Source organism: Streptomyces sp. JN8 (assembly GCF_055808075.1).
Map to the genome: position 1 here is coordinate 1,779,862 of NZ_CM147852.1, position 23,340 is coordinate 1,803,201.

Here is a 23,340-nt window from a genome sequence, read left to right on the forward strand (position 1 = left end):
GCCGTTCGATGGCGCTCACCCCAGCACCGGGCCGGACCGCGCGTCCACGGCCCGCGGCCGAATCGCTGCCGGTGACCAGCGGGCGCGCCGAAGGGCTGTGCATGCGCACAACGCTGCGCGTCAGGGCTGTGCGCGGGGGGTCCGGGCAGTGGATCCTCCGGGCATGGGACGGCGCAGACGGCGGACCGGCGACGACTGGAAGGTGCTCGCGCAGGCGTGCACGGCGCTTCTCGAGCGGGTGCCGGAGCTGGTGGACGAGCATCTGAGGGAACTCCACGCGTACGAGCCCGCCTACGGGCGGATCCTCCCGTACGACCGGCACTGGCAGGAGGCGGAGGAGGCGATACGCATCGGGATCGAGATGATCTCGGCACCCCGGAACTCGCCCCGGCGGGACCTGGAGCACGCGGACGCGATGGGCCGGCGGCGGGCCGCGCAGGGCATGCCGCTCGAACTGGTCGTGCACGCCTACCGGCACGCCGGGCATCTGGTCTGGGACGCGCTGATCGAGGGCGCGGGATCGGACACGGGGCAGCTGGCGGCGCTGATGCAGTCGGCGACGACGGTGTGGTCGGCGGTGGACGCGCAGGCGGACACGGCGTCCGAGGCGTACCGGACGACGGAGCTCGAACTGCGCCGCCGGACGGACGAGCAGCTCCAGGCCCTCCTCGACGCGCTCCTCCAGGGCCGGAGCTCGCCCGAGCTGGTGGCGCGGGCGGCGGCCGGCCTGGACCTGCCGGAGCAGGGGCGGTACGCGGTGGTGGTGCTCCGCTACGACCGGCGCGAGGAGCGGGAGCCGTTCCACCGGCAGGTGCAGGGCGAGGGCGTGCGGTTCCTGTGGCGGATGGGCGCGGACGGCGAGCTGGGGGTGGTGGCGCTCGCCGGGGACACCGGTCTGGACGCGCTGTCGGAGCTGCTCGACGGGCGGTGCCCCGGTCCCGGTGGGATCAGTCCGGTGGTGGTGGGCCTGACCGAGCTGGGCCGGGCGCGGCGGCTCGCCGAGCTGGCGCTGCGGACGTGTCCGCCGGGGAGCCGTGAGATCGTCCGGCTCGACCGGCGGATGGCGGGCGCGCTGGTGGTGGGCCAGCCGGAGGTGGCGCGCCTGCTGGTCTCGGACGTGCTGGGCGGCCTGCTCGAACTGGACCCGGCGGACCGGGCGGTGCTCCTGGAGACGCTGGACGCGTGGCTGGAGTGCGAGGGGTCGGCGGGGCGGGCCGCGGGCCGGCTGTACTGCCACCGGAACACGGTCTTCAACCGGTTGCGGCGGCTGGAGCAGCTGACGGCCAGGTCGCTGTCCCGGCCGCGGGACCTCACGGAGATGACGCTGGCGCTGGACGCGTTCCGGTTGACGTCGGCGGGGTAGGGCCCCGACACGCTCAGCGCGGGGGCTGGGCCTGCGACCCCCTGTGCGGCCAGCTGTGGCCGCGCGGGCGGCAACCCGCCACCCGCCCCCCGTGTGGGCCATCGTCCCGCTGGGGCGGGACGGGTGGGCACACGGGACGGCGCCCTTGGCGGCGCCTCAGCCCCTTGTGCCCTGACCCGCACCCCAAGCGCGCCTCACCCGGGGTGCGGGTACAGGCGCGGAAGCCTAGGCCCGGCAACGGGCGCCGTTCCGTTGTGCCCACCCGTTCCGCCCCAGCGGAACAGATGCCCCCACAACGGGGGGGCCGGCAGGCGGCCCGGGGTGGGCAGCTTCCCGGCGGAACGGATACCCGCGGCGACGGGCCGGCCGTGGTGGATGGGCACCGCCCGTCGTGTAGGCGGTGCCTGGGGCGACGCGCGGGTTACTTCAGGAAGTCGCGGGCGATGTTCGCCGATGCTTCTTCGAGGAGCGGGCCCGCGTTGGCCATGGACTTCGCCGGGTCCGGCTCCAGCGCCGTCAGCGGGTACGCCCGGCGGATGCCCGCCTTGCCGAGGGCCTCTCCGGACAGCGCCAGGCGGCCGCAGACCGCGACGACCTCCTTGCCCGCCGCTCGCGCCGCCGCCGCGACACCCGCCGGGGCCTTGCCGTGCAGGGTCTGCTCGTCGAGGGAGCCCTCGCCGGTGATGACCAGGGTGGCGCGCTCCAGGGCGGGCGCGAAGCCGAGGACCTCCAGCATCAGCTCGATGCCGGGCCGGAAGCTCGCGCCGAGGATGAGCGCGCCGTAGCCGATGCCGCCTGCGCCGCCCGCGCCCGGGGCGACGGCCGCCTCGGCCGCCTTCGGGCCGACGGCCTTCTCCAGGACGGTGGCGAAGTGGGCGAGGGCCGCGTCCAGGGTCCGGACGTCCTCGGGCGAGGCGCCCTTCTGGGGGCCGTAGACCGCGGGGGCGCCCTTGGGCCCGGTGAGCGGGTTGTCGACGTCGCTCGCGAGGATGAGGTCGACCGAGGCGAAGCGCGGGTCGAGGCCGGTGAGGTCGGCCGTGGCGAGGTCCGCGAGGGCCGCGCCGCCGGGGCCCACGGGCGCGCCGGACGCGTCGAGGAAGCGGGCGCCGAGGGCGGCGAGCATGCCGGCGCCGCCGTCGGTGGTGGCGCTGCCGCCGACACCGAAGACGAGGGTGGTCGCGCCGGCGTCGAGCGCCGCGCGGAGCAGTTCGCCGGAGCCGTACGTGGTCGCGGTCAGCGGGGCGAACACGCCGTCCGGGAGGAGCTGGAGGCCGGAGGCCTCGGCCATCTCGACGACCGCGGTGGTGTCGCGCAGCGCGAACGCGGCGGTGACCGGTTCGCCGAGCGGACCCGTCACCCGGACCTCGCGGCGTTCGAACCCGGCCGCGACGGCCGCCGCGACGGTGCCGTCGCCGCCGTCCGCGACGGGCAGGGTCTCCACCGTGAGCTCCGGGACGACCCGTCGCAGTCCTGCTGTGACCCGCTCCGCGACCTGCACGGCCGTGAGCGAGCCCTTGAACTTGTCGGCCGCCACGAGCACGTGAGCGACCTGAGTTGCTGCCCCGTCCGTCACCTTGCATCCCTTGCTTTCGAACGTGCAGTCGCGCCGAGCCGACCCTATCCGTACCGCCGGACGGCGTGCCACCCCCGGATCGACTGATATTTCGCACCATAGTGGGGTCACATGGGTACGGAACCGCGCGAACGGGCGCCTCAGGAGCAGCACACGCCCGACGGCAGCGTCATCGGGATCGGGATGGCGGCGGTGGTGGCCGTCGTCGCCTGGGCGGCTCTCGGCGAGGACTCCTTCGACCGTGCCTCGTCCTCGGCGCTGCGGTGGGTGCTGGACAACTTCGCCTGGCTGTTCGTGGTGGCCGCGGACACCTTCCTGGTGCTGTGCGTGGTGATCGCGCTGAGCCGCTTCGGCCGGATCCGGCTGGGTGCGGACGACTCGGAGCCCGAGTTCACGAACCTGGCGTGGGTCGCGATGATGTTCAGCGCGGGCATGGGCATCGGCCTGATGTTCTACGGGGTTGGGGAGCCGCTCACGCACTTCCTGAGCCCTCCCCCGGCGAGCGGCGTCCCGGCGGGGACCGGGCCGGCCGCGCGTACGGCGCTGGAGTACTCGTTCTTCCACTGGACGCTGACGCCGTGGGCGATCTACGGGATCGCCGGGCTCGCCCTGGCCTACGCGGGCTTCCGGAAGGGCCGCGGAAACCGGCTGAGCTCGGCGTTCGTCCCGCTGATCGGGGCCCGCAGGGCCGCTGCCTGGCAGGGCCGGGCGATCGACCTGCTGGCGGTGTTCGCGACGGTGTTCGGCACCGCGACGAGCCTGGGGCTGGGCGCCCTCCAGGTCTCCGAGGGGCTGAACCTCACGATGGGCGTCGAGGACTCCACCGCCACCCAGCTGATCATCATCGTCTCGCTCTCCGGGGCCTTCGTCCTGTCGGCCTTCTCGGGCCTCCACAAGGGCGTGAAGTGGCTGTCCACGATCAACATCGTGCTCGCGGGCTGCCTGATGCTGTTCGTCTTCCTGCTGGGGCCGACCGTCTACATCCTGGACACCATCCCCGCGTCGGTCGGCGGCTACCTGCACGAGCTGCTGCCGATGGCGAGCCGCACGGGCGCGTTCACCGACCGGTCCTGGCTCGGGGCGTGGACGATCTTCTACTGGGCGTGGTGGCTGTCCTGGGCGCCGTTCGTCGGCACCTTCATCGCCCGGATCTCGCGCGGCCGCACGATCCGCGAGTTCCTGGTGGGAGTGCTGCTCGTGCCCTCCGGGGCGACGGTGGTCTGGTTCTGCGTGATGGGCGGCACGGCGATCCGGCTGGAGTCGACGGGCGCCGCGGACCTGGCGACGACGATGAAGGACGGGGCGGAGGCCTCGCTGTTCGCGATGCTGGAGGCGTTGCCGGTCGGCACGGTCACCTCGGTCGTCGCGATGGTCCTGGTGATGACGTACTTCATCACCAGCGCGGACTCGGCCTCGCTCGTCATGGGTTCGCTGACGAGCCGGGGCGCGCTGAACCCGCCGACCTGGCTGGTGGTGGCCTGGGGTGTGCTGATGGCGGCCGTGGCGGCGGTGCTGCTCGTGGTGGGGGGCCTGAACTCGCTGCAGACGGCGACGATCCTGGTGGCGCTGCCGTTCGTGGTGGTGATGCTGGTGCTCTGCTGGGCGCTCCTGAGGGAGCTGCGCGAGGACCCCGGTGCCGGGCCGGCCCGGCACCACGCGCTGCACGGACTGCGGGACGCGGTGCGGACCCTGGTCGGCGAGGCGATGACGGAGCGGGGCGGCGGCCGACCGGGCCGCTCCGGCGGGGCCGGGACGAGCCCCGAGCGGCCCGGGGACGGGACCTGAGCCGGCCGGCGCGTCCGGGCGGGCCGGGGCGGGGAGGTGCCGGGGGCCGGAGGGTGCCGGAGACGGGAAGGGGCCGGGGAGCTGCCCGGGGCGGGAAGCCGCCCGGGGCGGGGAGCCGCCCGGGGCCGGCGGTCAGCCCTGCTGGGGCTCCGGCGGGACGATCTCGCCGGTGCGGTGGGGCTCGTCGCGGCTGACGGCGCGGGCCTCGGTGCGGTGGCCGCGGGCGATGTAGTCGCGCACGACGGCCTCGACGGCGTCCTGGGGGTTGCCGATTCCCGCCAGGACCATGACTTCCACGACGAGTTCGGCGTCGAGCGCGATGTTCACCTGGGCCATGGCGGGAACCTAGCATCCGGAAACCCGTTCGCGGGGCGGGATCCCGCTGTCTAGGGTCGCCGCATGACCATGGTCGCGATTCTCAGCGGAGCAGGCGTCTCGACGGACTCGGGGATCCCCGACTACCGGGGGCCGAAGGGGCTCTGGCGGCAGGACCCGGAGGCCGAGCGGCTCGTGACCTACGGGCCGTACATGGCCGATCCGGAGGTCCGCCGCCGCTCGTGGCGCATGCGGCTGGACGGTCCGGCCCTGAGCGCCGAGCCGAACGCGGCGCACCACGCCGTCGCGGCGTACGAGCGGACCAGCGGCCACGCGCTCCGGGTGATCACGCAGAACGTGGACGGTCTGCACCAGGCCGCCGGGGTGCCCGAGCGGAAGGTGCTCGAACTCCACGGCTCGGCCCGGTCGGTGGTGTGCACGGGGTGCCACGCCCGGTCGTCGATGGCGGAGGCGCTGGACCGGGTGCGGGCCGGTGAGCCCGATCCGGCGTGCCGGGCGTGCGGCGGGATCCTGAAGTCGGCGACGGTGATGTTCGGGCAGCGGCTCGATCCGGTGGTGCTGGGCGACGCCATGTCGATCGCGAAGGCCGCCGAGGTGTTCGTCGCGGTCGGCAGCAGCCTCCAGGTGCAGCCCGCCGCGTCCCTCGCGGGGATCGCGGCCGAGCACGGTGCCCGGCTGATCATCGTGAACGCCGAGGCCACCCCGTACGACCCGCTGGCCGACGAGGTCGTCCGCGAACCGATCGGCACGGCGCTGCCCGCGCTGCTCGACCGGCTCCGGTAGCCGCCGGGTGGGTGCGGAGGACGGGTCTCAGAAGAGGGCCTCGGGTTCCGCCGCACCCGACTCGAAGGCGAGCAGGCGCTGCTTGCGGTCGAGCCCGCCGCCGTAGCCGGTGAGGCCGCCGCCCGCGCCGATCACCCGGTGGCAGGGGACGATGACGCCGACGGGGTTCTTGCCGTTGGCGAGGCCCACGGCCCGGGAGGCGCCCGGGTTGCCGAGTCGCTCGGCGAGTTCGCCGTAGGTGCGCGTCTCGCCGTACGGGATGCGGCGCAGCTCGGCCCAGACCCGGAGCTGGAAGTCGGTGCCGACCAGGTGCAGGGGCAGGTCGAACTCGGTCAGCTCGCCGGCGAAGTAGGCGTCGAGCTGGCGGATCGCCTCCCGGAAGGGGCGTGGGTCGGGTGCGCCGAAGGTCTCCTCCGGGGGCCGGTGGCGCTGCCCCGTCATGTGGAGGCGGCTGAGGACGCCGTCGACGGCGACGAGGGTCAGCGGATCGTAGGGGCTGTCCACGACGGTGTGCCGGACGAGGGGGGCCATGGCGGTCAGTGTCCTTCGCTGGGCAGGTGGTTGATCGGGTGGTCGTCGGTCGCCCAGAGGTACTGGACGGCGTAGGCGCGCCAGGGGCGCCAGTGTGCCGCGCGGGCGGTGAGCGCGGCCGGGGTGCCGGGCAGGCCGAGTCCCTCGGCGGCGCGGCGGACGCCGAGGTCGCCCGGGAGGAAGGCGTCGGGGTCGCCGAGGGCGCGCATGGCGATGATCTCGGTGGTCCAGGGGCCGAAGCCGGGCAGGGCGAGCAGCCGGGCGCGGGCCTCCTCGCGGTCGTCCGCGGGGCCGAGGGTGAGCGAGCCGTCGGCGAGCGCGCGGACCAGGGTGAGGAGGGTGGTGCGGCGGCTGCGGGGCAGGGCCAGGCTCTCCGGGTCGAGGGCGGCCAGGGCCTCGGGGCTCGGGAAGAGGTGGGTGAGTCCGCCCTCGGGGTCGTCGACGGGCGTGCCGTGGGCGGTGACGAGGCGGGCGGCGTGGGTGCGGGCGGCGGCCGTGGAGACCTGCTGGCCGAGGACGGCCCGGACGGCGAACTCGGCGGGGTCGACGGTGCCGGGCACCCGGCGGCCGGGTGCGGCGTCGACGAGCGGCGCGAACAGCGGGTCGGCGCGGAGCCGCTCGTCGACGGCGACGGGGTCGGCGTCGAGGTCGAGGAGCCGGCGGCAGCGGCTGATGGCGTGGGTGAGGTCGCGGGGGTCGGTGAGGGAGAGCCGGCAGGCGATGTGGTCGGGGCGGGGCGCGAGGGCGGCGATGCCGTGCCCGTACGGGAGGGCGAGGGTCCTGCGGTAGGCGCCGTCGCGCCACTCCTCGACGCCGGGGACGGCGGTCGCGGCGAGGTGGCCGAAGAGGTTGGAGGGTTCCAGCGGGGTGCGGAACGGCAGCCGGAGGCTGATCACCCCGGGGGTGGGAGTCCGGTCGGCGGCAGGGCGGGCGGCGCGGGCGCGGAGCTCGCCGGGGGTGAGGGCGAAGACCTCGCGGACGGTGTCGTTGAAGGTGCGGATCGAGGAGAAGCCGGCGGCGAAGGCGATCTCGCCGAGCGGCATCGGGGTCGTCTCGATGAGGACCCGGGCGGTCTGGGCGCGCTGGGCGCGGGCCAGGGCGAGCGGTCCCGCGCCGAGCTCGGCGAGGAGCTGGCGCTCGATCTGGCGGGTGGACCAGCCGAGGCGGCGGGCGAGGCCGGGGACGCCCTCCCGGTCGACGACGCCGTCCTGGATGAGGCGCACGGCGCGGGCGACGGCGTCGGCGCGGACGTTCCACTCGGGCGAGCCGGGGCTGGTGTCGGGCCGGCAGCGCTTGCAGGCCCGGAACCCGGCGCGTTGGCAGGAGGCGGCGCTGGCGTGGAACTCCATGTTCTCGGGCTTGGGCGGGACGACCGGGCAGCTGGGCCGGCAGTAGATCCGGGTGGTGCGGACGGCGGTGAAGAACACGCCGTCGAAGCGGGCGTCCTTCGACTGGACGGCCCGGACGCAGCGCTCGGTGTCGGTGTGCATGGGTCCAGGATCCGTGACGGGGGCCGCCCGGGCTGGCGAGAAAACGACATGGACGTCAGGGCGCCCGTGCTCCGGCCCGTCGGGTCGGTCGCCGGCCGCTCCGGGTGGCCCGTGCCGCGGCGGCGGGCTCCGGGCCGGGGCGCCGACCGGCCGGTGGTGGGTCCGCCGTCTCCGCCCGGGACGGCGGCGGGCCCTCCGTTCCTGCGTGGACCTACGCGAACCTACTCGAAGCGGGAGGTGTCGCCTGCGCCGCGGCGCAGGATCTCGGGCTCCCCGCCGGAGAAGTCGATGACGGTGGTGGGCTCGGTGCCGCAGTCGCCGGAGTCCAGGACCGCGTCGACCAGGTGGTCGAGCCGCTCCTTGATCTCCCAGCCCTGGGTCAGCGGCTCCGCCTCGTCGGGGAGCAGCAGGGTGCTGGAGAGCAGCGGCTCGCCGAGCTCGGCGAGGAGGGCCTGGGTGACGACGTGGTCGGGGATGCGGACGCCGACCGTCTTCTTCTTGGGGTGGAGCAGGGCGCGGGGGACCTCCTTCGTCGCGGGCATGATGAAGGTGTAGGGGCCGGGGGTGGCCGCCTTGACCGCGCGGAAGACGTCGTTGTCGATGTGCACGAGCTGGCCCAGCTGGGCGAAGTTCTGGCACATGAGCGTGAAGTGGTGCCGGTCGTCGAGGTCGCGGATCGTCCGGATGCGGCTGATGCCGTCCCGGCTTCCGAGTCGGGTTCCCAGCGCGTAGCAGGAGTCGGTCGGGTACGCGACGAGCGCACCGTTCCGGATGCTGTCGGCCACCGTGCCGATGGTGCGCGGCTGGGGGTTGTCGGGGTGCACGTCGAAGTACTTCGCCATGCGGGCAGTCTAATTTTCCCGGGCGGAGGCGCGCAGCAGGCGCCAGACGGCCTTCGCCGCGTTGTGGCCGGACATGCCGTGCACACCGGGTCCGGGCGGGGTGGCGGAGGAGCAGAGGAAGACCGCCGGGTGCGGGGTGGCGTAGGGGCGGAGGGAGAGCGTGGGGCGGAGCAGGAGTTGGAGTCCGCGGGCGGCGCCGCAGGCGATGTCCCCGCCGACGTAGTTGGCGTTGCGCTGGGCGAGTTGGGGCGGTCCGGCGGTGGCGCGGGCCAGGACGAGGTCGCGGAAGCCGGGGGCGAAGCGCTCGATCTGGCGCTCGATCGCGTCGGTGAGGTCGCCCTGCCAGCCGTGGGGCACGTGGCCGTAGGCCCAGAAGACCTGCTTGCCCGCGGGGGCGCGGCCGGGGTCGACGACCCCGGGCTGGGCGGTGATGAGGAAGGGGGTGTCGGGCGCGGTGCCGCCGGAGGCCTGGCGCAGGGCGGTGTCGATCTCGCCCGCGGTGGGGCCGATCTGGACGGTGCCGGCGCGTCGGGCCGCCTCGGCGGTCCACGGGACGGGTCCGTCGAGGGCGTAGTCGATCTTGAAGGCCGCGGCGCCGTACCGGTAGTGGTCGAAGTGGTTGCCGAAGCCGGCGATCCGGGCGAGGGCCGTGGGCGAGGTGTCGAAGACGTAGGCGCGGGCCGGTGGCAGGTCGTCGAGCCGCTTGACCTCGAAGTCGGTGTGCACGGCTCCCCCGAGGTCCCGGAGGTAGGCGGTGAGGGCGTCGGAGAGGGACTGCGAGCCGCCCCGGGGCACGGGCCAGCCGCCGGCGTGGGCGGCGAGCGCGAAGACCAGGCCGACGGCGCCGGTGGCGAAGCCGCCGAGCGGGGCGATGACATGGGCGACGAGCCCGGCGAACAGCGCCTTCGCCTTCTCGTCCTGGAACCGGCGCATCAGCCAGGAGGCCGGCGGCAGCCCGGTCAGGCCGAAGCGGGCCAGCGTGACCGGGTCGCGGGGCAGCGCGGTGAGCGGCAGCTGCATGAAGTCCCGTGCGAGGGTGTCCCACTTGCCTGCGTAGGGGGCGACGAGCCTGCGGTACGTGCCCGCGTCGCGCGGTCCGAGGGAGGCCGCGGTCTCGGCGACCGAGCGGGCGAGCACGGCGGCGGTGCCGTCGTCCCACGGGTGCGCCATGGGCAGTTCGGGGTGCAGCCACTCGAGTCCGTACCGCTTGAGGGGCATCGTCTTGAAGACCGGGGAGCCGGCCCCCAGGGGGTGCACCGCGGAGCAGGGGTCGTGGCGGAAGCCGGGGAGGGTGAGCTCCTCGGTCCTGGCTCCCCCGCCGACGGTGGCCTTCGCCTCGAAGACGGCCACGGAGAAGCCGCGGCGGGCCAACTCGACGGCGGCGGTGAGTCCGTTGGGCCCCGCCCCCACGACGACGGCATCGAGCATCGACGTCACCTTCGGCACCTTCGGACTCCTTCGTCAGCCGATGGCCAGGGCTCCCAGGATAGGACGGTGGTCCCGCGGACCTCACCGCCCCCCGAGGAGGCTGCGGATCCGCTCGGCGGTCGCCGCGTCGCGGGCCGCGGTGAACGGCAGCGCGTTGCCGCCGGTGATGCGGAAGGGTTCACCGGCCAGGGTGGTGTGCGCCCCGCCCGCCTCGGTCACCAGGAGCAGTCCGGCCGCGTGGTCCCAGGCGTACTCCCAGCCGAACGCGGTGCCGGCCAGCGCCCCGCGCGCGACGGCCAGGTACTCCAGTCCCGCGGAGCCGCACGGCCGGGGCGCGACGCCCTCGGCGACCAGGCCGAGGAGGGCGCGCTTCTGCTCCGGTGTGGTGTAGTCCGGGTGCGAGGTGGCGACCTCCAGGACCTCGCCCGGCCGGGGCGAACCGGAGCGCAGCGGCTGCCCGTCGAGGGTGGCGCCGCGGCCGCGCACGGCTACGGCGAACTGGTCGAGGGCGGGTGCGTACGTCCAGGAGGCGAGCACCTCGCCGTGCCGGGCGAGGGCGACGAGGGTGCAGAACGCGGGGTCGCCGTGGACGAACTGGCGGGTGCCGTCGACGGGGTCGACGATCCAGACGGGGGCGTCGCCCTGCAGGGCGTCGTAGACGGCGGGGTCGGCGTGGACCGCCTCCTCGCCGACCACCACCGAGCCGGGGAGCAGGGCGGTCAGGGACTGCGTGAGGTGGGCTTCGGCGGCCCGGTCGGCGACGGTGACCAGGTCGTGCGGGCCGTTCTTCTCGACGATGTCGTCGGCGGCGAGCTGCCGGAAGCGCGGCATGATCTCGGCGGCGGCGGCCTTGCGGACGGCCTCCTCCACGTCGGTCGTACGGCCGGCCAGGACGAGGTCAAGGAACTCTTCACTCATGGCTCCAGCTAAGCACGGGGCGCTGACAACCGAACCGTACGATTCGTCACCCTCCGTTTCCCCTGGAGGTACCCTTTGGCCGAGTTCACCCCTTACATGCTGGGAGGGTTCCGTGCACGGCGCGTACCACGGTGAGTACAAGGTCCCGGGCGGAAAGCTCGTGGTCGTCGACCTCGACGCCGAGGACGGGGTCCTGCGGAACGTGCGGGTCGCGGGCGACTTCTTCCTCGAACCGGACGAGGCCATCCTCGCGATCAACAGCGCCCTGGAAGGCGCTCCTTCCTCCGCCGACGCCACGGACCTGGCGGCCCGGATCACCGCGGCCCTGCCCGAGTCGACCGTGATGTTCGGGCTGACCGCGGAGGGAATCGGCATCGCGGTCCGCCGGGCGCTGGCCCACGCGACGGACTGGACCGACTACGACTGGCAACTGGTGCACACCGGGCCTCAGTCCCCCGCCCTCCACATGGCGCTGGACGAGGTGCTGACCACCGAGGTCGCCGCCGGGCGGCGGGCGCCCACCTTGCGGGTCTGGGAGTGGGCCTCGCCCGCCGTCGTGATCGGCAGCTTCCAGTCGCTGCGGAACGAGGTGGACCCCGACGGGGCGGCGAAGCACGGGATGACCGTGGTGCGTCGCATCTCCGGTGGCGGCGCCATGTTCGTGGAACCCATGAGCACGATCACCTACTCCCTGTCCGTGCCGGAGTCCCTGGTGTCGGGCCTCTCCTTCGCCGACAGCTACGCCTACCTCGACGACTGGGTCCTGGGCGCGCTCGGCGACATGGGGATCAAGGCCTGGTACCAGCCGCTCAACGACATCGCCACGGACGCGGGCAAGATCGCGGGCGCCGCGCAGAAGCGGGTGGTCGGCCCGGACGGCCGGCCCGGGGCCGTCCTGCACCACGTGACGATGTCGTACGACATCGACGCCGACAAGATGCTGGAGGTCCTGCGCATCGGCAGGGAGAAGATGTCCGACAAGGGCACCAGGAGCGCCAAGAAGCGCGTCGACCCGCTGCGTCGGCAGACCGGCTTCGCCCGCGAGCAGGTGATCGAGAACATGATCGCCTCCTTCCGTGACCGCTACGGGCTGACCACCGGGGAGGTCACCGAGGAGGAGCTGGTCCGGGCGGAGGAACTGGTGCGGACGAAGTTCAGCACCGAGGAGTGGACCGCGCGGGTGCCGTAGTCGGCGCAGCCGGGCGGCGGGCGACGCAGCCGGCGCGCCCGGGTGCCGTGGCCAGTGCTGCCGGGCGGCGTGGCGTCACCGGTCCGGCCCCGGCCCCGGGTGACCCCGTACGGTCCCCGTCGTTGAGCCCGTGCGGGTCGGAACGCCGTGCGGCGGGCGTGCGGAAACGTCTCCTCACTCCCCCGGCCCGGGATCGCGTCGTCGAGCGTACGGAGATCAGGTGGCACGGGCGAAGAGGTTGCTGGCGGCGGTGGCGGGCGCGCTGCTCGCGGTGGGTCCGCTCGGGGTGGCGCCGCCGGCGGGGGCGGTGGTCGGCGGGCAGGAGGCGCGGCCGCACCAGTACCCCTTCATGGCGGGGCTGGTGGACGTCCTGGAGCGGCGCGTCATGTGCGGCGGGGCGCTGATCGGCGACCGGTACGTCCTCACCGCCGCCCACTGCCTGACGGGCTCGTACGGCGATCCCGCGCGGGTGGGGGTGCTGCTCGGCGACCACGACCTGACGACCGACGCGGACAGCCCCCACGCGGTCCTCGCCCGGCCCGCCCGCTTCGTCCCGCACCCGGACTACGACCCGGGCACCCAGCGGAACGACCTCGCCCTGGTCGAGCTCGCCCGACCGCTCGCCCTCAACCGCGACGTCCGCCCGATCGAGCTGCCGGGACCGTCCGCGCCCGGCGGGACGGACGGCGCGCGGGTCGACGCGCCGGGCTGGGGCACCACCTCCTTCGGCGGCCGCACCTCCGACGTGCTGCGGACCGTGTCCCTCACGGCGTTGAGCAACGAGGCCTGCGCAAGCCGGGGCATGACCCAGGTGGCCCCCACCCAGCTCTGCACGTACGCGCCGGGACGGGACACCTGCCAGTACGACTCCGGCGGCCCCCTGGTCCGGCTGGTCCGGGGGCGGCCGTACGTCGTCGGCCTGGTGTCCTACGGCAGGGAGTGCGCCACCGACACGCCCGCCGTGAACACCCGGGTGCGGTCCTACCTCAGCTGGATCGAGCAGGTGACCGGCCGGCCGGCCGGCGCCGCATGAGGGCGGTGTAGAGGAGCAGGGAGGCGGCGAGGCCGACGGCCCAGCCGTAGTCGGACAGCGGTCTCAGGAAGGGGATCAGGCCGTCCTCGGGGAAGGGTCCGGTGCCCGGGGCGGAGTGGGAGCCGCCGACGGCCAGGACGCCGCCGACCGCGAAGGCGAGCACCGCCGCGGGGTTCCAGCCGCCGCGGTACCAGTAGGGTCCGTCGGCCCGGTAGAGGCCGGCGAGGTCGAGGACGGTGCGGCGGACGAGCCAGTAGTCGGCGATCAGGATGCCCGCGACCGTGCCGAGGAGGCCGCCGACCAGGCCGAGCCAGGTGAAGATGTAGAGCTCGGGGGTGGCGGTGAGCTTCCACGGCATGATGACCACGCCGACGACGCCGGTGATCAGCGCGCCCCTGCGGAAGTCGATGTGCTTCGGGGCGAGGTTGGCCAGGTCGTACGCCGGGGAGACGACGTTCGCCGCGATGTTCACGGAGAGCGTCGCCACCAGCACCGTCACCAGGGCGAAGAGCAGGCCGAAGACGTTGTCGGTCTTCGCCGCGAGGGCGACCGGGTCCCAGACGGGAGCCCCGTACACGGCCTGGGAGCCCGAGGTGACGAGCACCGAGAGCAGCGCGAACAGGGTCATGGTGGTGGGCAGTCCGAGGGACTGGCCGAGGACCTGGGAGCGCTGGCCCGCGCCGAAGCGGGTGAAGTCGGGGATGTTGAGGCTGAGGGTCGCCCAGAAGGCGATCATGCCCATGAGGGCGGGGAAGAAGACGGGCCAGAAGTCGGCGCCCCAGCCCAGCTTCGACGGCTGGTCGAGCAGCGGTCCGAGGCCGCCGGCCTTGTACGCGATCCAGCCGAGGAGGACGAGCGCACCGACGATGACGAACGGCGCGGCCCAGTTCTCGAAGCGCCGCAGCGCCTCCATCCCCCGGTAGATGAGGGCGAGTTCGAGGGCCCAGAAGAGGACGAAGCAGAGCCAGAGGGTCCAGGGCAGGCCGCCGATCCGCGACGCGTCCGCCCAGCCTCCGCCGAAGGCCTTGTCGAGGAGGACGAAGATGCCCTGACCGCCGATCCAGGTCTGGATGCCGAACCAGGCGCAGGCGACCGCGGCGCGGACCAGGGCGGGCAGGTTCGCCCCGCGCAGGCCGAAGGAGGCGCGGGCGAGGACGGGGAAGGGGATGCCGTACTTGGGTCCGGCGTGTCCGGTGAGCAGCATCGGCAGCAGGACGACGACGTTGGCCAGGGCGATGGTGAGCACCGCCTGCTTCCAGTCCATGCCGAGGGCGACGAGGCCGGAGGCGAGCATCCAGGACGGGATGTTGTGGGCCATGCCGACCCAGAGGGCGGCGAAGTTGTAGGTGGTCCAGCGGCGTTGGGCGACGGGGACGGGGAGCAGGTCCTCGTTGACGAAGCGGGGGTCGGCGGGTGCGGCGCCGGGGGCGAGTTCGACGCGGTCGCCGGGGGCGGTGGGGCCGGGGGGCGTATGTCCCGCGGGTCTTCCCGGGGGGACGGTTGCGGTCATACGGGGGAACCCTTCGTTCGGCGGGGAGGACGGAACGAGGTGTGGCCCGGGGGCGGGCGTGGGCTGCCGTGCCGGAGCGGTTCCGTCGGGGACCGCTCGCCGCCTCGGGGCCGGGGCCCGATTGTTCCACTCGTGGTGCGACGCGGGTAGACCCCGCGTCGCACACGGGCCCCGCGGGACACGGGGGGGTGCCGCTCGGGCCTCGCCCGTCCGGTCCGATCGGCGGGACCGTCCCTACGGCCGGCCGCGCGTGTGCAGGTGGCCGTCGAGCGGGAAGGCCGGGGGCGAGGCCGGCAGGATCCGGGCGAACGCGTATCCGCTCTTCTCCGCGACGCGGCAGGAGGCGGTGTTGTCGACCTGGTGCAGGAGTTCCAGGCGCTCCAGGCCCACGGTCCGGAAGGTGTCGAACGCCCAGGCGGTGAGGGCCTCCAGGGCCCGGGGGGCCACGCCCCGCCCGCGGGCCCGTGCCGCCGTCCAGTAGCCGACCTCGGCCGTCGGCCGGCCGGGCGCGGCCCGCTTGAGCACGACCCCGCCCGCCAGGCTCCGCGGCTCCGTGCCGAACGGGGCCTCGACGACGGCGAACGCGAAGCGGGTGCCCGCCGCGCGTGCCTCCTCCTGGGCCCGCAGCCACGCCTTCCCGTCGTGCTCGGTCCCCAGCGGCGCGGTCGCCCAGCGGCGCAGGGCCGGATCGCGGTGGGCCTCCACCAGCTCCGCCAGGTCGTCGGCGTGCCAGGGGCGGAGTCGGAGGGCGGGCGCGGTCGGTGTCGCGGGGGCCGTGAGCGGGTCGGTGGTGGTCATCGGTGGATCGTAGTCGGCGACCGGCGGCCTCGGGGCGGGGACGCGGACGGCGGTGACGCCGAGGGCCCGGCGGCCCGCCCGGCGGTCGGCGGCGGGTCGGCGGGGCTCGGCGGAGGGGTCAGCGGAGGGCGGGGATGATCTCGGCGCCGTAGGCGTCGATCGTCGTCTCCCTCGCGTCGTGCATGTTGTAGACGGCGAACTGGTCGACGCCCAGGTCCCTGAGGTGGCGCAGCTTCTCGACGTGGGTGCCGGCCGGCCCGAGGAGGCAGAAGCGGTCGACGATCTCGTCGGGGACGAAGGCGGTGTCGGGGTTCCCGGCGCGGCCGTGGTGGGAGTAGTCGTAGCCGTGCCGGTCCTTGATGTAGGCGGTGAGTTCCTCCGGGACCATGTCGGAGTGCTCGCCGTACTTGGCGACGAGGTCGGCGACGTGGTTGCCGACCATGCCGCCGAACCAGCGGCACTGCTCGCGGGCGTGGGCGAGGGCCTCGGGCGAGTCGTCGGCCGTCACGTAGGCGGGGGCGGCGACGCAGACGGTGAGCGCGTCGGGGTCGCGGCCGGCGTCCGCGGCGGCCTGGCGGACCGCCTTGACCATCCATTCGGTGAGGAAGGGGTCGGCGAGCTGGAGGATGAAGCCGTCGGCCTTCTGACCGGCCAGCGCGAGGGCCTTGGGCCCGTACGCCGCCATCCAGACCGGCAGGCGGCCCTCCGTGATCCACGGGATGCGGACGGGGTTGCCGTCCACCAGGGCCTCGCGGCCCTCGGCGAGGTCGCGGATGACGTCGATGGCCTCGCCCAGCCGGGCCAGGGTGTTCGGCCTGCGTCCCGCGACGCGCATGGCCGAGTCGCCGCGGCCGATGCCGCAGACGGTCCGGTTGCCGAACATGTCGTTGAGGGTGGCGAAGGTGGAGGCGGTCACCTCCCACGTGCGGGTCCCCGGGTTGGTGACCATCGGGCCCACGTGCAGCTTGGTGGTGTGTTCGAGGATCTGGCTGTAGATGACGAAGGGTTCCTGCCACAGGACGGCGGAGTCGAAGGTCCAGCCGTAGCGGAAGCCGTTGCGCTCCGCCCGGCGCATCAGTCCGACGACCTGCGACGCCGGCGGGTCGGTCTGCAGGACGAGTCCAAAATCCAACGTCGCTCTCCTAGTTCAGGTACTGGCAGGTGGAACGCGGCACGAAGGTGCCGTGGCCGGCGTGGCCGACGTACTTGCGCTGGTCGATCACGACCTCGCCCCGCGAGAGGACGGTCTCGACCTGGCCGGTGACCGTCCTCCCCTCGTACGCCGAGTAGTCGACGTTCATGTGGTGGGTCTCCGCGGACAGCGTCTGGACGGTGTGCGGGTCGTAGATGACGACGTCGGCGTCGGCGCCGGGGGCGATCGTGCCCTTCTGCGGGTACAGGCCGAACATCCGGGCGGGCGTCGCGCAGGCGATCTCGATCCAGCGGCGCCGCGAGATGTGGCCGTCGACGACGGCCTGGTGCAGCAGGTCCATGCGGTTCTCGACCCCGGGCAGGCCGTTGGGGATCTTGGAGAAGTCGCCGCGGCCGAGGTCCTTCTGCCCGACGAAGCAGAACGGGCAGTGGTCGGTGGAGACCACCTGGAGGTCGTTCGTGCGCAGTCCGCGCCAGAGCGCCGCCTGGTGCTCCTTGGGCCGAAGCGGGGTGCTGCAGACGTACTTGGCGCCCTCGAAGCCGGGTTCGGCGAGATTGTCGGTGGAGAGGAACAGGTACTGGGGACAGGTCTCGCCGAAGACCGGCAGGCCCTTGTCGCGGGCGGTGGCGATCTCGGCGACCGCTTCCTCGGCCGAGACGTGCACCACGTACAGCGGTGCTCCCGCGACCCGGGCGAGCTGGACGGCCCGGTGGGTGGCCTCCGCCTCCAGGAGGGCCTTGCGGACCTCCCCGTGGTAGCGGGGGTCGGTCTCGCCGCGCGCCAGGGCCTGTTCGACGAGGACGTCGATGGCGATGCCGTTCTCCGCGTGCATCATGATCAGCCCGCCGTTGTCGGCGGAGCGCTGCATGGCGCGCAGGATCTTGCCGTCGTCGCTGTAGAAGACGCCCGGGTAGGCCATGAACAGCTTGAAGGAGGTGATGCCCTCCTGGACGAGCCGGTCCATCTCCTTGAGCGTGTGCTCGTTGACGTCGGAGAGGATCATGTGGAACGCGTAGTCGATCGCGCAGTTGCCGTCGGCCTTGGCGTACCAGGTGTCGAGCCCCTCGCGCAGGCTGTGGCCGACGCTCTGGACGGCGAAGTCGACGATGGTGGTGGTGCCGCCCCAGGCGGCGGCGCGGGTGCCGGTCTCGAAGGTGTCGGAGGCGGAGGTGCCGCCGAAGGGCAGCTCCATGTGGGTGTGGGCGTCGACGCCGCCGGGCAGCACGTAGCGGTCGGTGGCGTCGATCGTCCGGTCGGCGGTCCAGGCGGCCGCCGCGTCGGAGCCGTGGGCCGCGAGGGCGACCACGCGGCCGTCCTCGATCAGTACGTCGGCGTGGAGTTCGTCGGCGGCGGTGACGACGAGGCCGCCCCGGATGACGGTTCGGATGCTCACGGGACTCTCCCTGCTCGATGCGGCGGGCCGATCTCGGTACGGAGGGACGGGGTGGCTACAGCTCGCGCAGCGCTGCTTCGAGCAGGGCCGCGCCCTCCTCGGCCTCGGCGACCGTGAGCGAGAGCGGCGGGGCGATGCGCAGGGTGCTGGTGTTGTGGCCCCCGCCCTTGCCGATCAGCAGGCCGTGCTCGCGGGCGGCCTCCAGGACCGTGGCGGCCGCGTCCGGGTTCGCCCGGTCGGAGCCCGGCTCGGTGAGCTCGATGCCGATCATGAGACCGCGGCCGCGGACCTCCCGTACCGCGTCGACTCCGGCGCAGGCCGCCCTGATCCGCTCGATGAGCATCCCGCCGACCCGGCGCGCGTTGCCCTGGAGGTCGTGTTCCAGGAGGTACGAGAGGTTGGCGAGGCCGGCGGCCATCGTGACGGGCGAACCGCCGAAGGTGGAGATGGAGTTGGCGTCGATGCTGTTCATGATGTCGGCGCGGGCGACGACCCCGCCGACGGACATGCCGTTGCCGATGCCCTTGGCGAAGGTGAGGATGTCGGGCGGCCCGGCCTGGCCGTGCGCCTGCCAGCCCCAGAAGTGCTCGCCGGTGCGGCCCCAGCCGGTCTGCACCTCGTCGGAGATCCACAGGATGCCGTGCCGGTCGAGGACCCGGCGGAAGGCGGCGTACAGGCCGTCCGGCGGGGCGGTGAAGCCTCCGACGCCCTGGACGGGTTCGGCGATGAGGGCGGCGACGTCCCGGGTGTGGCCGAGGAGGTCCTCGAGGTCGGCGACGCAGGCGTCGATGTACTGCTCGTCGGTGAGGTCGGCGAACGGGCCGCGGGTGCGGACGGCGCCGTGGACGTACAGCGTCTGCAGCGGCGAGAGGCCGGTGGGCGACCAGGCGCGGTTGCCGGTGATGCCGACGGTGGAGAAGGAGCGGCCGTGGTAGCTGTTCCGCATGGCGAGGATCTGGTTCGACCGGCGGTACGCGGTCGCGAGGAGCAGCGCCGTGTCGTTGGCCTCGGTGCCGGAGGTGGTGAAGAAGACGCGGGCGTCCGGGATGCCGGAGAGTCCCGCGATCCGTTCGGCGAGCTCGACCATCGGCCGGTTGAGGTAGAGCGTCGAGGAGTGGATGATCCGTCCGGCCTGCTCGGCGACGGCCTTGGTGACCTCGGGCAGGGCGTGGGCGGTCATGGTGGTGAGGATGCCGCCGAAGAAGTCGAGGTAGCGGCGTCCCTCGGCGTCCCAGACGTGGCGTCCCTCGCCGTGGGTGATCTCCAGGGGGTCCTTGTAGTAGAGGGCGACCCAGTCGGGGATGACGGCCTTGTGCCGGTCGAAGAGGCTGCTCACGGCTGCACCAGCCCGTCGTACGCGTCGGGGCGCCGGTCGCGGTAGAAGGCCCACTGCCGGCGCACCTCCTCGATCAGTCCGAAGTCGAGGTCGCGAATGAGCAGTTCCTCTTCCTTGTCGGAGGCGACGTCGCCGACGAACCGGCCGCGCGGGTCGACGAAGTAGCTGGTGCCGTAGAAGTCGTTGTCGCCGTACTCCTCGACGCCGACGCGGTTGATCGCGGCGACGAAGTACTCGTTGGCGACGGCCGCGGCGGGCTGCTCCAGCTGCCAGAGGTGGGAGGAGAGCCCTCGGTGGGTGGCCGAGGGATTGTAGACCAGCTGGGCCCCGTTGAGGCCGAGTTGGCGCCAGCCCTCGGGGAAGTGCCGGTCGTAGCAGATGTAGACGCCGACGCGTCCCACGGCCGTGTCGAAGACCGGCCAGCCGGCGTTCCCCGGGCGGAAGTAGTACTTCTCCCAGAACCCCTTGACCTGCGGGATGTGGTGCTTGCGGTACTTGCCGAGGTAGCTGCCGTCGGCGTCGATCACGGCGGCGGTGTTGTAGTAGAAGCCCTCGCCCTCGCTCTCGAAGACGGGCACCACGATCACCATTCCGGTCTCCCGGGCGAGGTCCCGCATCCGGCTGACGGTGGGGCCGTCGGGGACGGGTTCGGCCCACCGGTAGTGCTCCGGCTCCTGGACCTGGCAGAAGTAGGGGGCGTTGAACACCTCCTGGAAGCCGATCACCTTGGCACCCTGCCGGGCGGCCTCCCGGGCGTACTCCTCGTGTTTGGCGATCATGGATTCGGTGTCGCCGGTCCAGGTCGCCTGGACGAGTGCGGCGCGTACGACGTCGGTCATGATCTGCTCCTTCGGCACGGCGTCAGAGAGCCTCTACGCACGTAGACGCGATGCGTAGGAGGAGAACGTAAGCCCCGTCACACCCCGGAGCAAGACCGCCGCCGGGAAGCGGCGGGGTCGATCATGTTTCATACCCGAGTGGTCCACGTCGGACACGTACCGACACGTACCGGCACGTCCGGGCATGACGGAGACGTACGGGTCCCGGGCCGGCGCGCGGGGCGGACCGGTGGTCAGGCTCCCGCGAGTCCGGCCACGCGCAGGGCGTGCAGCAGGTCGCCCTCGCGGCGCGCCGACACCGCTCGGGCGGCTTCCACGAGTTGGGGGACGAGCCCGCGGGGATCCTCCGCCGCGAGGCGGGCCGCGTCCTCGGGGGTGCGGACCCGGACGAAGGCGGTGAGCAGGGCGCGGGCCTCGTCGTGGTGGCCCTCGGCGCGCAGTGCGGCGCAGGCCCCGGCGAGCTCCTCGACGGGGCGGGCCACGCCCTGGCGGAGCAGCTGCTCGCAGTCGGCGGCCCGCCCGGCGTCGGCGAGCACCCCGGCGACGGCCGCGAGCCGGGCGGGCGGCAGCGAGGCCGCCTCCCAGAGCAGGACGGACCAGTCGGCGCCGAGACCGGCCCGCCGCAGCTCACCGGCGAGGGCGGGCAGTCGGGAGAGCGGGCCGCCGAGCGCTTCGCAGAGCAGCGCGTGGGCCTCGCCGCTGCGTCCCTGGGCGCGGAGCCGCTGGAGGGCGTAGACGGCGTTGGCGGCGGCGCGGGCCGCCTCGGCGGATTCGGCCCCGGAGTGGACGGCACCCTCGGCACCGGCGGTGCTTCCGGGGCCGCCGCGCCCGGCGGACGCCGCGGGCTGGGCGCCGCCGAACCGGGCCCCTCGTGGTGTCGCTCCGCCGGTGGGGAGCGCGGGGAGCTCGGGGACGGGCGTGGGGGCGGCCCCCGGACCCTGGTCCTCGGCCGTGTCGTCGAGCCAGGCGTAGCGCGCACCCCGCGGGCGGCGCCCGGCCCGGGCGGCTCGGGCGGGCGTTTCGCCGCGGGGCGGGGCCGGCGCGGCAGGCGGAGTGGGGGGTGCGGCGGGCGTGGAGGGAGACGCGGCGGCCAGGCCGGAGGCCGGGGCCGGAGACGCGAAAGGCGAGCCGGCGGCCTGGGCGGGAGACGCGGCGAGCGGGTCGGCGGCCGGGCCGGGAGACGCGGCGGCCGGGCCGACGACCGGGGCGGGAGGCACGGCGGCCGGGCCGACGACCGGGGCGGGAGGCACGGAAGCCGGGCCGACCACCGGGGCGGGAAGTGCGGCGCCCGGGACGGGAGGTGCGGCGCCCGGGACGGGAGGTGCGGCGGGCGGGGTGCCGCCGAGTCGGGCGAGCCGCGCCGTCAGGTCCGTGACCCGGGCCGTCGCCCTCGCGTGGTCGTCGCGCGTCCAGGCGAGGTCGTGCTCCAGGCGGGCCGTGTCGTCCGGGCCGGGCGCCGGGGTCGCGCGGAGCCGGTCGCCCAGCGCGCGGGCCCGGGACTCGGCGTACCGGCGTTCCCGCTCCATGAGCTCCCGGCGCTCGGCGAGGGCCTGGGCCCCGCCCGGGCGCCGGTCGTGGGCGCCGGTGGCCGCCGCGTAGAGCGCCCTGCCCCGGAGGGCGAGCGGCCCTCCACCGGGCTCACCTGCGTCCTGGAGCAGGGACTCCACGATGTCCCAGGGCAGGATCTCCGTCCCGTCGAAGCAGGCCCGGAGCCCCTCCGGGTCGCGTTCGGCGAAGACTCCGTACCAGCCGCCGCCCGACGGCACGCGTCGCACGAGTTCCGTCAGCCAGTGCCGGAACGTGGCCACCGGCACCGGGAGTTGATACACCGTCATGCGCTACGCACCTGCCCCGCCGTCGACTGGAACCTTCCGGTCCGCGGGTATTGGACCGCAGTCGTGTTACGGGACGACTACGGTCCGTTCTCCTGCGCGTGTCCTGCGGTCGCCGTCACCCGAAGCGCACGACGATCCCGGTGTGCGGGCGCTTGCCGCGCCGGGCGATCATGGCGGGGACGTCGGTCAGCCAGTACTGCCAGGTGTACTTGCGCGAGAGCAGGCCGCGGATCCGGCGCAGCTCCTCCCCCGTCACCAGCCGGCCCTCCCCGGGGAAGCGCGCGGTGCCCTCGGCGATGTTGCCGCGCAGGTCGCAGAGGGCGACCTCGACCCGGGGGTCGTTCCGCAGCCGCTTGACCTTCCAGGAGTCCGAGCGGGTCCAGACGTACAGCTCGTCGCCCTCCACGGCGTACCAGACGGGTGTCGCGACCCCCGTGCCGTTCCTGCGGTAGGTGGTCAGGCTGACGTAGCGGCCGCGCCGCAGCTCTTCCGGCATCATGCCCGGGAGCCTATGCCGGGGCGCGCCGAACCCGCGCACGGAGGGCGCCCGCCCGGCCCCGGCGGACCCTCGCCCTACTGGCCCACCCGGCCGTCCACGCACTCGCGGAGCAGGTCGGCGTGGCCGCAGTGACGGGCGTACTCGTCGATCCGGTGCACCATCAGCTCGCGGACGGCGATCCGTTCCCGTCCCACCCGCGCTCCGAGGTCCCGGTACTCCGCCAGTTCGGCGTCGAGCGCCGCCTGCTCCCGCTCCAGGTCGGCGAACGCCCCGTCGACCACCGCCTGTTCGGCGACGGCCCCGTGGAAGTCCGCGTCCTTCGCTCCGTACAGCCTCGGCAGGCGCTCGCCCTCGCCGATCCAGTTGCGCCAGTCCCGCTCCACCTCGGCGAGGTGCCGGACCAGGCCGAGCAGCGACATGGTGGACGGGGGCACGGAGCGGCGGGCGAGCTGCTCGGCGTCCAGCCCCTCGCACTTCATCCGGAGGGTGAGCCGGAAGTCGCGCAGGCCGTCCTGGAGGGTGGCGAGCTCGCCCTCCGCCCCGGGGCCTCCGTTGTTGTTGCGGGGGTCGTCGTCCGGGTCCGCCCACATGTCGGGGTACACGGTCGCGGTGGTCCATCGTGCGGGCTGGTCGCTCATGGACCGCATGATCGTCCAGGCCGGACCCGGGCGCCAGCGAATTCCCGCGCGCCCTGTCCCGGCGCGGG

Annotated in this window: 21 protein-coding genes; 5 read left to right on the top strand and 16 right to left on the bottom strand. The window is 74.0% G+C overall.

The window, feature by feature from the left end:
• Positions 1-163 precede the first annotated feature (163 nt).
• Entirely contained in the window at positions 164-1,363 is a 1,200-nt protein-coding gene (locus ACY0MR_RS07775) for a PucR family transcriptional regulator (protein WP_361849664.1), read from the top strand.
• Between the two features lie 421 nt (positions 1,364-1,784).
• Here the strand turns inward: ACY0MR_RS07775 and ACY0MR_RS07780 are convergent, their stop codons facing one another.
• Complete coding sequence (locus ACY0MR_RS07780) at positions 1,785-2,936, bottom strand: glycerate kinase (protein WP_404077861.1); 1,152 nt, start codon at positions 2,934-2,936, stop codon at positions 1,785-1,787.
• A gap of 111 nt (positions 2,937-3,047) precedes the next feature.
• Here ACY0MR_RS07780 and ACY0MR_RS07785 point away from each other — a divergent pair, with 111 nt between their 5' ends.
• Positions 3,048-4,721, top strand: coding sequence for a BCCT family transporter (locus ACY0MR_RS07785; protein ID WP_404077858.1), 1,674 nt, complete (start codon positions 3,048-3,050; stop codon positions 4,719-4,721).
• Positions 4,722-4,853: 132 nt separating this feature from the next.
• Here the strand turns inward: ACY0MR_RS07785 and ACY0MR_RS07790 are convergent, their stop codons facing one another.
• A complete protein-coding gene (locus tag ACY0MR_RS07790; RefSeq protein ID WP_361863429.1) occupies positions 4,854-5,057 on the bottom strand; it encodes a type II toxin-antitoxin system VapB family antitoxin in 204 nt (67 codons plus the stop codon).
• Between the two features lie 63 nt (positions 5,058-5,120).
• On the opposite strand from ACY0MR_RS07790, the gene ACY0MR_RS07795 reads away from it, so the two are divergent.
• Entirely contained in the window at positions 5,121-5,840 is a 720-nt protein-coding gene (locus ACY0MR_RS07795) for an SIR2 family NAD-dependent protein deacylase (protein ID WP_473559942.1), read from the top strand.
• 27 nt (positions 5,841-5,867) lie between these two features.
• Here the strand turns inward: ACY0MR_RS07795 and ACY0MR_RS07800 are convergent, their stop codons facing one another.
• From ACY0MR_RS07800 to ACY0MR_RS07820, 5 genes are all read right to left on the bottom strand, one after another.
• Entirely contained in the window at positions 5,868-6,371 is a 504-nt protein-coding gene (locus ACY0MR_RS07800) for a methylated-DNA--[protein]-cysteine S-methyltransferase (protein ID WP_388796054.1), read from the bottom strand.
• A gap of 5 nt (positions 6,372-6,376) precedes the next feature.
• Positions 6,377-7,861, bottom strand: a complete 1,485-nt coding sequence (locus ACY0MR_RS07805) for an AlkA N-terminal domain-containing protein (RefSeq protein WP_392864091.1) — start codon at positions 7,859-7,861, stop codon at positions 6,377-6,379.
• A gap of 221 nt (positions 7,862-8,082) precedes the next feature.
• The gene (locus tag ACY0MR_RS07810) at positions 8,083-8,703 is read right to left on the bottom strand and encodes an L-threonylcarbamoyladenylate synthase (protein WP_361857791.1); all 621 of its coding nucleotides are present in this window, start codon (positions 8,701-8,703) and stop codon (positions 8,083-8,085) included.
• A gap of 9 nt (positions 8,704-8,712) precedes the next feature.
• The gene (locus tag ACY0MR_RS07815) at positions 8,713-10,140 is read right to left on the bottom strand and encodes a phytoene desaturase family protein (RefSeq protein ID WP_404079039.1); all 1,428 of its coding nucleotides are present in this window, start codon (positions 10,138-10,140) and stop codon (positions 8,713-8,715) included.
• A gap of 72 nt (positions 10,141-10,212) precedes the next feature.
• A complete protein-coding gene (locus ACY0MR_RS07820) occupies positions 10,213-11,049 on the bottom strand; it encodes an inositol monophosphatase family protein (protein WP_404077844.1) in 837 nt (278 codons plus the stop codon).
• Between the two features lie 112 nt (positions 11,050-11,161).
• On the opposite strand from ACY0MR_RS07820, the gene ACY0MR_RS07825 reads away from it, so the two are divergent.
• The gene (locus ACY0MR_RS07825; protein WP_473559945.1) at positions 11,162-12,238 is read left to right on the top strand and encodes a lipoate--protein ligase family protein; all 1,077 of its coding nucleotides are present in this window, start codon (positions 11,162-11,164) and stop codon (positions 12,236-12,238) included.
• A 220-nt stretch (positions 12,239-12,458) separates the two neighbouring features.
• Positions 12,459-13,271, top strand: a complete 813-nt coding sequence (locus ACY0MR_RS07830; RefSeq protein WP_404077838.1) for a serine protease — start codon at positions 12,459-12,461, stop codon at positions 13,269-13,271.
• Here ACY0MR_RS07830 and ACY0MR_RS07835 read toward each other — a convergent pair.
• From ACY0MR_RS07835 to ACY0MR_RS07875, 9 genes are all read right to left on the bottom strand, one after another.
• Positions 13,225-14,781 (bottom strand): NCS1 family nucleobase:cation symporter-1, encoded by a 1,557-nt coding sequence (locus tag ACY0MR_RS07835; RefSeq protein WP_473559948.1) that lies wholly within the window; start codon positions 14,779-14,781, stop codon positions 13,225-13,227. The genes ACY0MR_RS07830 and ACY0MR_RS07835 overlap by 47 nt on opposite strands.
• A gap of 234 nt (positions 14,782-15,015) precedes the next feature.
• Positions 15,016-15,579 carry a GNAT family N-acetyltransferase gene (locus tag ACY0MR_RS07840; protein WP_473559950.1) on the bottom strand — a complete coding sequence of 188 codons (564 nt, stop codon included), beginning with the start codon at positions 15,577-15,579 and terminating at the stop codon, positions 15,016-15,018.
• 118 nt (positions 15,580-15,697) lie between these two features.
• Positions 15,698-16,711 carry a TIGR03842 family LLM class F420-dependent oxidoreductase gene (locus tag ACY0MR_RS07845; RefSeq protein WP_388796076.1) on the bottom strand — a complete coding sequence of 338 codons (1,014 nt, stop codon included), beginning with the start codon at positions 16,709-16,711 and terminating at the stop codon, positions 15,698-15,700.
• Positions 16,712-16,721: 10 nt separating this feature from the next.
• Positions 16,722-18,125 carry a dihydropyrimidinase gene (gene hydA / locus ACY0MR_RS07850; RefSeq protein ID WP_361857774.1) on the bottom strand — a complete coding sequence of 468 codons (1,404 nt, stop codon included), beginning with the start codon at positions 18,123-18,125 and terminating at the stop codon, positions 16,722-16,724.
• A gap of 55 nt (positions 18,126-18,180) precedes the next feature.
• On the bottom strand, positions 18,181-19,461 hold the full coding sequence (locus tag ACY0MR_RS07855) for an aspartate aminotransferase family protein (protein ID WP_388796082.1): 1,281 nt from the start codon (positions 19,459-19,461) through the stop codon (positions 18,181-18,183).
• Positions 19,458-20,300 carry a nitrilase-related carbon-nitrogen hydrolase gene (locus ACY0MR_RS07860; protein ID WP_388796085.1) on the bottom strand — a complete coding sequence of 281 codons (843 nt, stop codon included), beginning with the start codon at positions 20,298-20,300 and terminating at the stop codon, positions 19,458-19,460. Before ACY0MR_RS07860 ends, ACY0MR_RS07855 begins: the two co-directional genes overlap by 4 nt.
• A 233-nt stretch (positions 20,301-20,533) precedes the next feature.
• Positions 20,534-22,135 carry a UL36 very large tegument protein gene (locus ACY0MR_RS07865; RefSeq protein WP_473559953.1) on the bottom strand — a complete coding sequence of 534 codons (1,602 nt, stop codon included), beginning with the start codon at positions 22,133-22,135 and terminating at the stop codon, positions 20,534-20,536.
• Positions 22,136-22,250: 115 nt separating this feature from the next.
• Positions 22,251-22,634, bottom strand: coding sequence for a PPOX class F420-dependent oxidoreductase (locus ACY0MR_RS07870; RefSeq protein ID WP_388796091.1), 384 nt, complete (start codon positions 22,632-22,634; stop codon positions 22,251-22,253).
• A gap of 74 nt (positions 22,635-22,708) precedes the next feature.
• Positions 22,709-23,272, bottom strand: coding sequence for a DinB family protein (locus ACY0MR_RS07875; protein ID WP_388796094.1), 564 nt, complete (start codon positions 23,270-23,272; stop codon positions 22,709-22,711).
• Between the last annotated feature and the right edge of the window lie 68 nt (positions 23,273-23,340).

Bases quoted from the DNA above. Each gene is read 5' to 3' on its own strand.
- ACY0MR_RS07775 (WP_361849664.1), top strand. From the start codon at position 164: ATGGGACGGCGCAGACGGCGGACCGGCGACGACTGGAAGGTGCTCGCG.
- ACY0MR_RS07785 (WP_404077858.1), top strand. From the start codon at position 3,048: ATGGGTACGGAACCGCGCGAACGGGCGCCTCAGGAGCAGCACACGCCC.
- ACY0MR_RS07790 (WP_361863429.1), bottom strand. From the start codon at position 5,057: ATGGCCCAGGTGAACATCGCGCTCGACGCCGAACTCGTCGTGGAAGTC.
- ACY0MR_RS07795 (WP_473559942.1), top strand. From the start codon at position 5,121: ATGACCATGGTCGCGATTCTCAGCGGAGCAGGCGTCTCGACGGACTCG.
- ACY0MR_RS07800 (WP_388796054.1), bottom strand. From the start codon at position 6,371: ATGGCCCCCCTCGTCCGGCACACCGTCGTGGACAGCCCCTACGATCCG.
- ACY0MR_RS07805 (WP_392864091.1), bottom strand. From the start codon at position 7,861: ATGCACACCGACACCGAGCGCTGCGTCCGGGCCGTCCAGTCGAAGGAC.
- ACY0MR_RS07810 (WP_361857791.1), bottom strand. From the start codon at position 8,703: ATGGCGAAGTACTTCGACGTGCACCCCGACAACCCCCAGCCGCGCACC.
- ACY0MR_RS07820 (WP_404077844.1), bottom strand. From the start codon at position 11,049: ATGAGTGAAGAGTTCCTTGACCTCGTCCTGGCCGGCCGTACGACCGAC.
- ACY0MR_RS07835 (WP_473559948.1), bottom strand. From the start codon at position 14,781: ATGACCGCAACCGTCCCCCCGGGAAGACCCGCGGGACATACGCCCCCC.
- ACY0MR_RS07840 (WP_473559950.1), bottom strand. From the start codon at position 15,579: ATGACCACCACCGACCCGCTCACGGCCCCCGCGACACCGACCGCGCCC.
- ACY0MR_RS07860 (WP_388796085.1), bottom strand. From the start codon at position 20,300: ATGACCGACGTCGTACGCGCCGCACTCGTCCAGGCGACCTGGACCGGC.
- ACY0MR_RS07865 (WP_473559953.1), bottom strand. From the start codon at position 22,135: ATGACGGTGTATCAACTCCCGGTGCCGGTGGCCACGTTCCGGCACTGG.
- ACY0MR_RS07870 (WP_388796091.1), bottom strand. From the start codon at position 22,634: ATGATGCCGGAAGAGCTGCGGCGCGGCCGCTACGTCAGCCTGACCACC.
- ACY0MR_RS07875 (WP_388796094.1), bottom strand. From the start codon at position 23,272: ATGAGCGACCAGCCCGCACGATGGACCACCGCGACCGTGTACCCCGAC.